Raw genomic sequence first — 11,645 nt, forward strand, 5'->3', positions numbered from 1 at the left:
GACCATGCGATTACCTATGAGATGCCGGTCCGCAATCGGACGCGGGACAGGTCCTGCACAGGTGCCGGTTCAGGAGATGGGTCGTCGCGAGCAGGACGCCCCCGGTTACATGGAGGAATACTTCAAAGTTTCCTTCGGCCGCCATGAATCCCGTAGCGATTACCCCCACGGCCAATACGAGGGTAAGAAACGCCCTCCACCTCCTGTGGTGCCTCACGCCCGAAACCACGCTCCCGGCGGCGAGCAGCACCGCGCCGATTATAGCGTACTCGGCGGGCTCGCCGGCAAGGAATCCGAGACCCACGAGCGGCAGGAAAGTCACCACTAGCGGCAAGGCCAGGCAGTGGATCGCGCATACAGTCGAGACGAACACGCCGATGTTGTCTACGGTTCCTCGATTGATCTGGTGGTTCATTCTTATCTGAATCTCCTGTGGGATAAACTCCGGGCCGGCTCACCCGGCGCCCCGGGGGCTGGCTTTTTCGGCGCCCCGGAGGGCGGCTCACCCGGCGCCCCGGACCCTGCCGAGTCCGACCCAGGCGCCCGCGCCTACCAGCCCGACCAGTACGATCAGTGCCGATAGCGGTACTGCTGCGCGCCGGCCCACGTCGCCTAATGACTCGTCTACGAAATTGAAATCCGGTAACGTGGGAAGCACATCCGCCGACATCCGCTCCCCGGCCAGGATTGCCGGCACGAAGAACGACTGCCATTGACCGGCGTACGCTCTCACCTGAGACTGAAACCGGGCAAACCGCGCATCACCCGTTCCCGCCGCGTCGATCAGCATCTCCTGGACCAGGAGCGCGGGGGAGAGAAACCGGTAGCGGCGGACCAGTTCGTTCTGCTCGTCACGTCTCATCCTGTGTCGGTCCGACACCTCTTCCAGGTGCCGGTTCACCGCGTCTGTCGCGGCCCAGGCGAGTGCGGCCCGGTTGGGTTCATCGGCCTCGCCGCCCCCGGCCAGTTCGGGATGGTCCTCGAGGTAACGGGCAAGCAGTTCGCTGCGGCGGTTCACCGCGTCGTTCGAAGCTTCGCGCTGGGCGGTGATCATCTCCACCCGCGACGGGAGCGGGTGGAGGAGGCCCGCGGCGATGTTGATGGCGGCCGGCAGCACCACCACCAGCACAAGCCAGGCGCCCACGAGCACCGTGGCGTTCCAGGAGGATGACCGGCCGAGACTGTTAATCCAGGCGGTGAGCGAGAACCAGAACAGCGCGTACACGGTCAGCGCCGCGCACCACAGGAGTACCCTTCCGAGCGGCCCCGAAGATCCGAAGCCTCCCGAGATCAGTACGCCGATCAATGACACCCCGACGGCCGCGGCCAGGACCAGCAAGGCGCGGAAGGCGAGTTTGGCGGTTACGAACCGGCGCGCCGATACGGGCTGGGAGAGCGTAAGGGCCAGGGTGCCCTGTTCGCGTTCCCCCGATAACACGTTGAAGCCCATGGCCAGCACGAGGAGGGGCAGCAGGTAGATCGCGACGAAGGCCAGGTCGAATCGTCCCACCATGAGGTTGAGCGGATTCTCCACCTCGCCGTTCTGCAGGAACGTGGATTCGTTGGTATAGATGCTGACATCGTAGTAGTAAGGCAGCAGGTCGCTTTGTCCCACCGCCAGGGCGGTCAGGGGACCGGGGTCCAGCGCGACGGACCGGGCGCCCCGGGGGCCACCCATCACGTTGGCGGATCGGGGATCGCGAAAGGGGGAGGACGGCTGGGCTCCGTTATCGATAGCGGCCAATTCGCGTTCCAACGCATTGATCCGTTGGACATTCCCGTCCCGTACGACCTGTACCGTGTGATCCTGGAAGCGGACCCAGGCCATGCCGTTGGCCAGCGCGTAGGCGAAGAGGACGACGAAAAGGGGCAGGACGATCCGCAGCGTACGGTCGGCAGCGAGAAGCCGCCATTCGTTGAGCAGGATGGTCTTTGTGGTCTTTGTCTCCATGGTCAGGCCACCTCCGCACGGCGAACAGCGTATGTGGCGGCCACAAACGCACCGGCCAGCCACAGTCCGAGCATCAGAAGCGAAAGGGCCCGGTTCTTCAGGACCCACGACACTTCCGGTGCGTCGTATCGGAAGGGCGGCATCTGCGACCAGAGATCGGCGGAGGCGAGGTAGACCTCACCGGTACGGGAGTTTTCGGTCAGTTCGCCGTTCAGGCGCTCCACCAGATCCCTCCGGTATTCCTCCGCGGCGACGGCGAAGTGGCGGTGCTGTTCGACATCGGTCCCGGCCAGGCCCATGGAAAGCGTCCGAACCGCCAGCAGCGGTGCCGTCACCGCGAGCGCTTCGTGTACGTATCCCTGGCGCTCGAAGGTGTCCCATAAAGCACCGTAATTGCGGTCGAAAATCTGGTTTCCGAACATCTCGTTTTCCTGCAGGAAGACCCCTACCGCATTGATCGGCAGGTCTTCTGCCCGTTCCAGGTTATACTGGGCCAGCAGGTTCTGCGTAACGACGGCCCGGTCGGGACGGTCAACGCCCTCCACGCCGTCGGCCATCTCCTGTTCGAGGATGTGGGCGAACTCGATCGCGGAAGGTGTCGGGTACAGCCATTTCGAGAGATCCACCGCGACGCGGGGCGCTACGAGTCCGTTCACCACCCAGACGGCCAGCAAGACGACCAGTGCGGTCCGCGCCGAAGGGGCCCGGGCCGAGACGGCGAGGGATAGCCCAATGAACGTGGCGAAATAGGCGAGGTAAATCCCGGCAAGCACGGCGCCGCGTACCAGCGGGGAGGTCGCCGGGCCGGGGCTTCCTACGACAATGGCTGCCGCGCCTACGATTGCCGCGGGTACCAGGAGCAGCGCCAGGGCGGCCGTCGCGCCGAGGGCTTTGCCCATGGCGAGTTCGAGGCGTCCGATGCCCGTAGCCAGGAGCTGCCGCAGCGTGCCCCGCTCCCGCTCCCCGGCGAGGGCGCCAAAGGTCAACAGGATGATGAGAAGCGGCACCAGGTGCTGGAGGACCTGCGCCGCCGTCAACGCGCCGATGCGCTGCGCAGGGGTCGCGTCCTGCGCGGGACGCAACAGGAAGTCGTTCTGCCTGTGGGCCTCCAGGAATACCGACGTCCCCGTATAGGGGTCCACGCCTTCATCGACGAAGGACAGCGCCAGCCGGGGTTTGAACGCGTATACACCGTAGTGGGCCGCGGAATGGGGGTTCTTCTCGCCCTGCGATTCCCAGTGATCGCGGGCGGTTTCCTGTGCGGCGGCGAGTTCCTTCTGCGCATTGCGCGCCTGGACCCATCCCGTTCCCAGCGAAACCAGGAGCAGGGCGCCTACCAGGGCGGCGCACCATCGGAATCGGCCATCCCGCACCACGTCCATGAACTCCTTGCGGACGATATGCCTGATCATGTTTGGCTCCTATTCGTGCATATGTTCGAGGTAGATGCGTTCGAGATCCGCGTGGCCGATTTCGTCGGTGGTCATCTCCGCGACGAGGCGCCCATGCCGCATGATCCCGACCCGCGTTCCGGTTTCCTTTGCTCGAAAGAGATCGTGGGTCGCCATAAGCACCGCTACGCCCCGGTCCTTGAGCTGTTCCAGCAATTCGGAGAACTCGTTCGAAGCCTCGGGATCGAGGCCGGATGTCGGTTCGTCGAGGAGCAGGGCGTCGGCCTCCTTGGCGATGGCGATCGCAATGCCGACTTTCTGCCTCATGCCTTTGGAATACGCGGAAACGCGGGACTGGACCGCATCCGCCTGAAGTCCCGCTTCGACCAGGATCTCGGTGAGTCGTTCCGTCGACAGGGACTCCTTCCCGCCCAGCGCGGCGAAATAGGCCAGGTTTTCGAGGCCGCTCAGGTTGCGATAGAGCATGACCTGCTCGGGAACGTAGGCGAGGTGCGTTTTGGATTTCAGCGGCTCGTTGGCGACGTCCAGGCCCATCACGTGAGCGCTTCCGGACGTCGGCTCAAGAAAGCCCAGGAAAAGATGTATCGTAGTCGTCTTGCCGGCGCCGTTCGGGCCCAGGAGGCAGTAGATCTCCGACGGCCCGACACGGAGGTCCAGGCCGACAACAGCCTCTACCTCGTCGTAACGCTTGGACAGCGCCCGGGCTTCCAGCACGGGCGGCGATGCGGCACCTCCCGGATCGGTCGGGGTTTCAGACTCATCGACAGTCGATACTTCGCTAGTGTGCTTCATCCGTGATACCGGACCGGATTCCATAGATTCTCCCTCCGGTTGAATGGCGTATACTAGATCCTTCGCCACGCCAGCGGCGCGACTTCGAATCGCTACTTCCTGGAAGATAAAGCCACCGATGCGCAGGACGGATTTTGGCGGCGCAAAATCAGCGAACGGGCATCAGGAACTGGACGAACTATGGGAGTTACGGAAATGGAGGGGTACTCAGGCAGGTGGGGCCCGGGAGTCGTGTCCATGGATCGCCGCATCACGGGGATGCAGCAAGGTATTCGCGCGGGAGATACGATGAATCGGCGTGTCGGGAATGTCGAGCACGCCGGAGCGATCGATGGCATCGATAATCGGCAGTCCCTGGACATGACAGGGAACACAGGTACCGTTTATGCATTCTTCGCCGTCGTGGTCATGGGGCGTCGCCGAAACAACGAAGAGGACCACGGCGAAAATCGCGGCCCAACGCTGGAGAGTCAACCAATCTGGTCGCATGTCGGCGAACATAGTACGCCCTGGAGGTCGTGTCAAGTGCCTTCAACGCTTCATCGATTCCGGAACACCTTCAACGTATTTACATGATACTTCCCTTATCTCTTGAATCTATTTGCGTCCCGAACCGGCGGTTGGGCAGATACCCGACAGGGTTCGAAACGGCGTCATTGCTTCGATGCCGTCCAGGCTTCGCGGGCGGAACGGCCCCTGCCAGTTTATACAGTCCACGTCTCCTTCGAACATATCGGTTCCCCACAGTATACGAACCTCCTTCCCCCTGGGCCCCCACACGGCCGGATCGGAAGGTCCGAACAGAGCGGTAACCGGCGTACCCGTGGCCGAAGCCAGGTGGGTCATGCCCGAATCGTTGCCAATCATCGCCCGGCACCGGGCATACAGGGCGGTCATATCTACGAGGGATCGGTCCTCGATAACCAGGACATCGCGGGTTTCGATCCAGGGCTGCAGGCGGCGACGGATCATTTGATCCGCCGGCCCGAAGGTGATCGCCGGCTTGAAGCCCGATTCGGTCAACAGGTCGATCAGTGCCCCGTAGTTTTCCGCCGGCCAGCATTTCGACAGGCCCCCACTACCCGGATGAATGGCAACGAGCATCTGTTCCGTTTCCAGTCTTCGCAGGTCATCCGACGCGGCACTTGACGGTGCGTCGATCCGGGGCGGATCCACCGAAGTCTCGATTCCCAGAGGCTTTAGTGCATCCATAAGCACGCGGGTCACGTGTATTCTGCCGCCTTCCACGGGCCGGGACCGCCCCGTCAGCACCGGTCCGGATGAGATCCTTCGGAGGTTTTCGGTAAACACGCCATCGGGGTCGGGCAGGTAGGTGAGCATCGCGTCGTATGACCGCAGGTCCCGCGAAACGGAGCCCGAGGGTGTGCCGCCCGACGCGAAAAGTGGGGTGTATTCCCGGCCATCTATCGGCAGCACCTTATCCACGTAACCGCAGTCCTGCAACAGCGACAGGCGGTCCGGGTCGCCCATCATGTCGATGGACAGGCCGTCATACCGCTTCTTCAACGCGGAGAGGACGGGAAGCGTAAGGATGAGGTCGCCGACCGCGCCCGACCGGATGACGAGGACGCGCTTCATACTTCCAGGTCGAAGGTGGCGCCGACCCCTGATGCCGTTGCCCGTTCATAGGCCAGCCTGGCGGTGACCGCGTCTTCCATGGCGTAACCCACGGATTTGAACACGGTGACCTCCGCGTCACTGGTCCTTCCTTCCTGCCTGCCGGTGACCAGTTCGGTCAGTTCGGCGAGGACGTGGTCCCTCGTGATGTCGCCCGCCCGCAGGGGAACGATGATGTCGCCCGCTTCCTCGAAGGCTCCTTCATACGTATCCACGTAAACACGGGCCCGCCGGATCAACGTGGCGTCCATTTCCTGCGAGTCGGGAGTAAAGACGCCCACGGCGTTTACGTGCGTGCCGGGACGAACCAGATCGCCGTCGAAGAGAGGCGTCGAACTGGACGTGCAGACCGCCAGGACATCCGCTTCGGCCGCGCATTCGGCGGCGGAGCACACCAGCCGACAGGACATCCCCCGGGATTCAAGACCTTCCGCAAAGGCCCTGCCCCGATCGACCGTTCTATTGTACACGACGATCCGTTCAATGGGGCGGACCGCCGTGATCGCGTCCACGTGGAACCCGCCCTGGACGCCCGTTCCGATCACGCCCAGCACCTTCGCGTCCTCCCGGGCCAGGTACTTCGTGGCCACGGCGGACGCCGCCGCCGTCCGTATGCCGGTGAGGAAGGTGGCGTCCATGAGGGCGATGAGCCGGCCGGTTTCGGCGTCGCACAGCACGTAGAATCCCGTGATCATCGGGAGACCCCTGGCAGGATTGTCGTGGAACGCGGAAACCACCTTGGCGCCCAGCGTATTCGAACCATAGAGGTAGGCCGGCATAAAGAGCGCGACCGAGGGACGGTCCGCCACGTGGACGGGCAGGCGGATGGGGACATGATCCTTTTCGCCTGCGGAACGGAACCCTTCTTCCACGGCCTCGATCACATCCGGCATGGTGAGGACGGACGCCACGTCTGATCTTGATAGCAGACGTACCTGGCTCACGGAAAACCCCAATCAGAAGATGGGCTCAGGGTGTGTTAAGCAATCGAGAAACTGATTGCCCGGACCGGTGGCCCGGCTTAGATTGTATAATCGTCCTTGAAGTTGCAATCAATGACTATCTGACAGAATCCGAGTTGGAAAGATTCGCCGCCAGACACCGTGACCCGGATCGGCGGGGAGTCCTGACAAACCGTTCCGGTCATTCCGGCCGGGACGTTCACCAGGGAGTGGGTATGCGTGAACGCCAGAAGGAACTCCGGAGACAGCGGTTCCGCAAGGAGCAGAGGCGGAAGGCCGCGATCCGCGATATGAAGAGGAAGAGAAAGGTGAAGCCGTCGAAGTAGCCAGTCCGGAATCCCTGACAGGTGAAACATGAACGACACATCGGATGCGGCGAAGGACTACGTCCTCCATACGGCCCATGAGCACAACGTCAAGATCATCCAGTTGTGGTTCACGGACATACTGGGTTTTCTGAAGAGTTTCTCCATCACGGTGGAGGAGTTGGAAGACGCCCTGGAGGACGGCGAGGTCTTCGACGGTTCATCCATAGAAGGATTCATCCGGCACAGCGAAGAGGACATGATCGCCATGCCGGACCCCAGCACGTTCCAGATCCTGCCGTGGCGCCCGGACGCCAGGAAGAGCGCCGTGGGCAGCATGTTCTGCGATATCCTGGATCCCGACGGCGCCCGGCCCTACGAGGGGGATCCACGCCAGATTCTGAGAAGAAGCCTCCAGCGCGCGGCCGAGCACGGGTTCACCTTCTACGTGCAACCGGAACTGGAATACTACTACCTGAAATCCAGCGATGGTCCTCCCCAACCCCTCGACCAGGGCGGCTACTTCGATCTGACTCCCCTGGACTGGGCGACGGATCTGAGACGCGACACCGTGCTGGCCCTCGAAGAAATCGGAATCGGCGTCGAATTCAGCCACCACGAGGGCGGCCCCAGCCAGAGCGAGATCTCCCTGCGGTACACCGACGCCATGACCATGGCGGACTACACCATGGCCTACCGCCTCGTGGTGAAGGAAGTGGCACTCCGGCATAACGTGTACGCCACCTTCATGCCCAAGCCCCACGCCGGCCACAACGGGAGCGGGATGCATATACACCTCTCGCTATTCCGCGGCGACGAAAACGCCTTTTTCGACGAAGGCATGGAGTACCACCTGTCGGATACGGGTCGGTCCTTCGTCGCCGGGCTGATGCGCCACGCTCCCGAGACCATGCTGGTCACGAACCAGTGGGTCAACTCCTACAAGCGGCTCATCGCCGGCTACGAGGCGCCGCTCTTCGTATCGTGGGCGTTGCACAACCGGGCGGACATGATCCGGCTGCCAACCTACAATCCGGCGAAACACGAAGCCATGCGCGTGGAGTACCGCGCCCCCGATCCCTCCTGCAATCCCTACCTGGCCTTCGCCGTCATCCTCTCGGCGGGCCTGGCGGGCATCGAAAACGGATACGAACTCGGCCCTCCCGCAGAAGTCGACCTGTCCGGCATGTCCCACGAAGAACGGCGAAAACTGGGCGTCCAGTCCCTGCCCAAGGACCTGAACGAGGCGATCAAACTGGCGGAAGGAAGCAAGTTGCTGGTGGAATGCCTCGGCGAAGAGGTCTTCGACAAGCTGATAGAAAACAAGCGGGAAGAGTGGGAACGCTACCGGTCGCAGGTCACCGACTACGAACTGAAAACCTACCTGTCCCTGTTGTAGTCTTAAATCCCGTCCCCCCTCACGAGTTCCGCGGCGAGCACCCGCCGGGCGGCGTCCGGATCATCCGCGACCAGCGCCACAAGGCTTCTGTTACCGGCATGCTCGATGAACCGAAGGCTGCGAATGCCGATCCTGGCATCCGCCAAGCGCCTTGCCACCTCTGCCAACGCTCCGGGCCTGTTTTCGAGATCGAGCACAAGCGCGTCTTCCGTAACCGCGCGGTACCCCGCATCCCTCAGCGTTCTGAGCGCGACGTCGTAACGGTCGACTTGAAGTACGATAATGCCGCCCGTTCCCAGTACGCGAGCCTCGATGAACTCGATGTTGACATCTGCGCGGGCCAGCGTCTCGGAGACGGAGGCCAACGCGCCTTGAGCGTGTTCGACCGGGATGATGATTTCATTCATACGGTTTTCTCGGTTTCTCGCTGCATATCGTCTATGAATGCTACCAGCGTATCCCAGGAAACGCCAGGCAGGGTAATGAGGTGCGCTATGTCGCCGGAGACGGCAAGCACCCACTTGTCCAGTATCGCCTTCGGCGGCCGGGGAAAAACGACCGTGACCGAGTAGGGATTTCGCCACGCCTCCACGCCGATCTCGTTCAGCGCCTTCTCCGTATAGGCCGCTTTCCGCAGGGACTCGCCGACCAGTTCGCGAAACCCGTCATCGCCGTACAAGCGCAAGGCATACCAGAGCATCAGGGGTGTGATCGCGTTTCTTGACCCGCTTATCGTCGTGTCGAGCGCACCCACGTATTCGACCGATCGGGAAATACGTTCCATATGGGTTTTCCGTACCATGGCCACGCCGCACGGCAGGGGCGATCCGATCAATTTGTGCCCCGAAATGGAAATGCTGTCCGCGCCGTCGCCGAAGTGCCAGGGCGGCGGATCGTCCACAAACGGCAGGATCATACCCGAAAAGGCCGCGTCGACATGGATGTACGCGTTCGGCGTGCACTGTCTTTCAAGGACATCCCGAATGCGGTCCAGCCGGTCGATGGCGCCCGTCATCGTCGTGCCGACGTTGGCAAATACGATGGGCGGGACGTCGCGGTGAATCCGGATGCTCTCTTCCAGGTCCCGGTAGTCCATTTCACCCGTAGTACTACTGCGTATCATAATGTTGCGCGTATGCTGCAACCGTAGTATCTTGCTGACGCTGTAATGGGTATCCTCGGAGAAATAGACGATGCCATCCGGATAGAGTTCCCGGGCGAGATAGAGGCCGTACATGTTCCCCTCCGTCCCGCCGTTGGTGACATAACCCCAGCATTCGTCTCCGCCAATCCCCGTCAGGCGGGCAAAGGTCGCGATCACCTCGCGTTCGAAGTCGTGGGTATTCATGCGGAAGTTGCTGCCCGAAAACGGATCGCCCAGGTTGTTCACCGCAAACTCCATGAAGCGATAGAGCGGGGTGAAATCGAACTGATGATTGCACGGATAGCCGATGGAGACTTTCCGCTGGGCGGTCAGTCGCTCGTAGAGCGCATCCAGCTTCGCCGCGCTCTGTTCGTCGAGAACGGCGGTATCGGCAACCGGGTCGGGCAATGCAGGTTTCGTGGTCATAATGTGTCGCGTTTTCCGTATGCCTACAGCTTAGTTTCCACCCCTTATTATTAGACGGGGATGATACGGGGAGCGTTCCAGCATCCCAGTGGGATGCTCGGCCTGAATCGACAGGTTTAAAATACATTAACATTGATTCGGGAGTTAGGAAATCACGAAAGACCGAACTACATCGGTTGCGGGGGATGCCGGAACACCGCTGACCGCTGACGCTGACCGTCTGGCGGCCATCGACTGGATGCGCGGCCTCGTCATGGTCCTGATGGCCATCGATCACGCCAGTCTGGCATTCAACGGCGGTCGGCTCGGCGACGATTCGTGGTATGCGCACGAGGCAGGATCCGAACTGCCCGTCGCCCAGTTCTTTACGCGCTGGATTACCCATCTGTGCGCGCCGACCTTCGTCTTCCTGGCAGGGACCGCGCTGGCGCTGAGCTTCGAGCGGCGCCGTCTTGTGGGGGCGCGTGATCGCGACCTGGACTGGCACTTGTTCAAGCGGGCGCTCGTCATCCTGGCGTTTGAACTGCTGTGGTGGTCTCCGTTCAGTCTCCAGGTCCTGTTCGCAATCGGCATGGGGCTGATCTGCATGATCCCCTTGCGGCGCTTGTCCACCCGCACGCTGCTGATCACCGCGCTTTCGATCCTGTTTCTGTACGAAGCCGTGTTCTGGGGTATCATGCACCTGGGAGGCGTTACGGCCGACATGATTCGCGAGGTGACGAATATGCCGGTTCCGGACGGGGAATTCGATCAGGAAGCGATGGACGAGGCGGTCGCACAGTTCCGCAACCTGGGCTGGATGAGCGTTTTCATGCCGTTTTTCCATCCGGGACTGCTGGTCAAGATCGGCCCCATACCCTTGTGGGTACAGTATCCGTTTGTGCCGTGGCTGGGGATGATGATCCTGGGTTGGCTGCTGGGTCGTTACCTGCTGCAACGTCTAACCGAGGCAACGCCCGTCGAAGCGTCCGCCGGCGCGACACGGTCCTCGATATCGGTCGAACGCCTGCTGGTCATCGCGGGCCTGCTGGCGTTAGGACTGTTTGTGCTGTTTCGCGCCTGGAACGGCTATGGGAATATGTTGTTGCTGCGGGAAGACTGGTCGCTGGTGCAATGGCTTTACGTCAACAAATACCCGCCCAGCCTGACCTTCGCGTTGCTGGAGTTGGGCCTGATGGCCCTGATTCTGTCCGGCTTCTTCTGGTACCAGCGGAATCTGAAAGGTCCGATCCGAACCTGGAATCCCCTGCTTGTGTTCGGCCAGACCGCCTTCTTCTTCTACCTGATTCACATGCACATTCTGATCTTCAGCGCACTGGCCCTGGGCATGTTCATGCAGCAGGGACTGGGCACCGCCTACCTGGCCGCCCTGGGGGTGCTGATCCTGCTCTATCCGTTGTGCCTGTGGTTTCGCCGTTTCAAAGCCCGCCGTACCAAAGGTTGGGTGAGGTACATCTAGCCTGCCTCAGACGCCGGTCACGGCACACAGTATATCAATAAATCCGCTGCCCGTAGCGATGTCGAATCGGGAGGGTAGTCCATACACCGGCGTGGCGGCAGGGCGGTCACGAGAGGTTCCTTCCCGGTGGCGATCGAGGAAGCCGCGCTGGAGGCCG

At 61.9% G+C, this 11,645-nt stretch carries 11 protein-coding genes; 2 read left to right on the forward strand and 9 right to left on the reverse strand.

Annotated features, from left to right (window positions below):
• Window positions 1-10 precede the first annotated feature (10 nt).
• The 7 genes from OXG98_00870 to OXG98_00900 form a co-directional block, all read right to left on the reverse strand.
• Window positions 11-415, reverse strand: coding sequence for a MerC domain-containing protein (locus OXG98_00870; GenBank protein ID MCY3770564.1), 405 nt, complete (start codon window positions 413-415; stop codon window positions 11-13).
• A gap of 87 nt (window positions 416-502) precedes the next feature.
• Complete coding sequence (locus OXG98_00875; protein ID MCY3770565.1) at window positions 503-1,951, reverse strand: DUF3526 domain-containing protein; 1,449 nt, start codon at window positions 1,949-1,951, stop codon at window positions 503-505.
• Between the two features lie 2 nt (window positions 1,952-1,953).
• Entirely contained in the window at window positions 1,954-3,363 is a 1,410-nt protein-coding gene (locus OXG98_00880; GenBank protein MCY3770566.1) for a DUF3526 domain-containing protein, read from the reverse strand.
• Window positions 3,364-3,372: 9 nt separating this feature from the next.
• Window positions 3,373-4,077 carry an ABC transporter ATP-binding protein gene (locus tag OXG98_00885; GenBank protein MCY3770567.1) on the reverse strand — a complete coding sequence of 235 codons (705 nt, stop codon included), beginning with the start codon at window positions 4,075-4,077 and terminating at the stop codon, window positions 3,373-3,375.
• A gap of 285 nt (window positions 4,078-4,362) precedes the next feature.
• The gene (locus tag OXG98_00890) at window positions 4,363-4,656 is read right to left on the reverse strand and encodes a hypothetical protein (GenBank protein ID MCY3770568.1); all 294 of its coding nucleotides are present in this window, start codon (window positions 4,654-4,656) and stop codon (window positions 4,363-4,365) included.
• Between the two features lie 96 nt (window positions 4,657-4,752).
• The gene (locus tag OXG98_00895) at window positions 4,753-5,754 is read right to left on the reverse strand and encodes a glycosyltransferase family 9 protein (protein ID MCY3770569.1); all 1,002 of its coding nucleotides are present in this window, start codon (window positions 5,752-5,754) and stop codon (window positions 4,753-4,755) included.
• Window positions 5,751-6,737: an ornithine cyclodeaminase family protein gene (locus OXG98_00900; GenBank protein MCY3770570.1), complete on the reverse strand. Its 987-nt coding sequence runs from the start codon at window positions 6,735-6,737 to the stop codon at window positions 5,751-5,753. The genes OXG98_00895 and OXG98_00900 overlap by 4 nt, the downstream gene beginning before the upstream one ends.
• Before the next feature lie 372 nt (window positions 6,738-7,109).
• On the opposite strand from OXG98_00900, the gene glnA reads away from it, so the two are divergent.
• Window positions 7,110-8,459 (forward strand): type I glutamate--ammonia ligase, encoded by a 1,350-nt coding sequence (gene glnA, locus OXG98_00905; protein ID MCY3770571.1) that lies wholly within the window; start codon window positions 7,110-7,112, stop codon window positions 8,457-8,459.
• Between the two features lie 2 nt (window positions 8,460-8,461).
• Here the strand turns inward: glnA and OXG98_00910 are convergent, their stop codons facing one another.
• Together OXG98_00910 and OXG98_00915 are read right to left on the reverse strand one after the other, a co-directional pair.
• A complete protein-coding gene (locus OXG98_00910) occupies window positions 8,462-8,866 on the reverse strand; it encodes a hypothetical protein (GenBank protein MCY3770572.1) in 405 nt (134 codons plus the stop codon).
• Window positions 8,863-10,029 (reverse strand): histidine decarboxylase, encoded by a 1,167-nt coding sequence (locus OXG98_00915; GenBank protein ID MCY3770573.1) that lies wholly within the window; start codon window positions 10,027-10,029, stop codon window positions 8,863-8,865. Before OXG98_00915 ends, OXG98_00910 begins: the two co-directional genes overlap by 4 nt.
• Window positions 10,030-10,258: 229 nt before the next feature.
• Here OXG98_00915 and OXG98_00920 point away from each other — a divergent pair, with 229 nt between their 5' ends.
• A complete protein-coding gene (locus tag OXG98_00920) occupies window positions 10,259-11,488 on the forward strand; it encodes a hypothetical protein (protein MCY3770574.1) in 1,230 nt (409 codons plus the stop codon).
• Window positions 11,489-11,645 lie beyond the last annotated feature (157 nt).

The sequence above is a fragment of the Gemmatimonadota bacterium genome (assembly GCA_026706345.1).
Lineage (GTDB): Bacteria > JAAXHH01 > JAAXHH01 > JAAXHH01 > JAAXHH01 > JAAXHH01.

What these genes read in the sequence shown, in the direction of transcription:
- OXG98_00870 (MCY3770564.1), bottom strand. Translation starts at nt 415, where the DNA reads ATGAACCACCAGATCAATCGAGGAACCGTAGACAACATCGGCGTGTTC.
- OXG98_00875 (MCY3770565.1), bottom strand. Translation starts at nt 1,951, where the DNA reads ATGGAGACAAAGACCACAAAGACCATCCTGCTCAACGAATGGCGGCTT.
- OXG98_00880 (MCY3770566.1), bottom strand. Translation starts at nt 3,363, where the DNA reads ATGATCAGGCATATCGTCCGCAAGGAGTTCATGGACGTGGTGCGGGAT.
- OXG98_00890 (MCY3770568.1), bottom strand. Translation starts at nt 4,656, where the DNA reads ATGTTCGCCGACATGCGACCAGATTGGTTGACTCTCCAGCGTTGGGCC.
- OXG98_00895 (MCY3770569.1), bottom strand. Translation starts at nt 5,754, where the DNA reads ATGAAGCGCGTCCTCGTCATCCGGTCGGGCGCGGTCGGCGACCTCATC.
- glnA (MCY3770571.1), top strand. Translation starts at nt 7,110, where the DNA reads ATGAACGACACATCGGATGCGGCGAAGGACTACGTCCTCCATACGGCC.
- OXG98_00910 (MCY3770572.1), bottom strand. Translation starts at nt 8,866, where the DNA reads ATGAATGAAATCATCATCCCGGTCGAACACGCTCAAGGCGCGTTGGCC.
- OXG98_00915 (MCY3770573.1), bottom strand. Translation starts at nt 10,029, where the DNA reads ATGACCACGAAACCTGCATTGCCCGACCCGGTTGCCGATACCGCCGTT.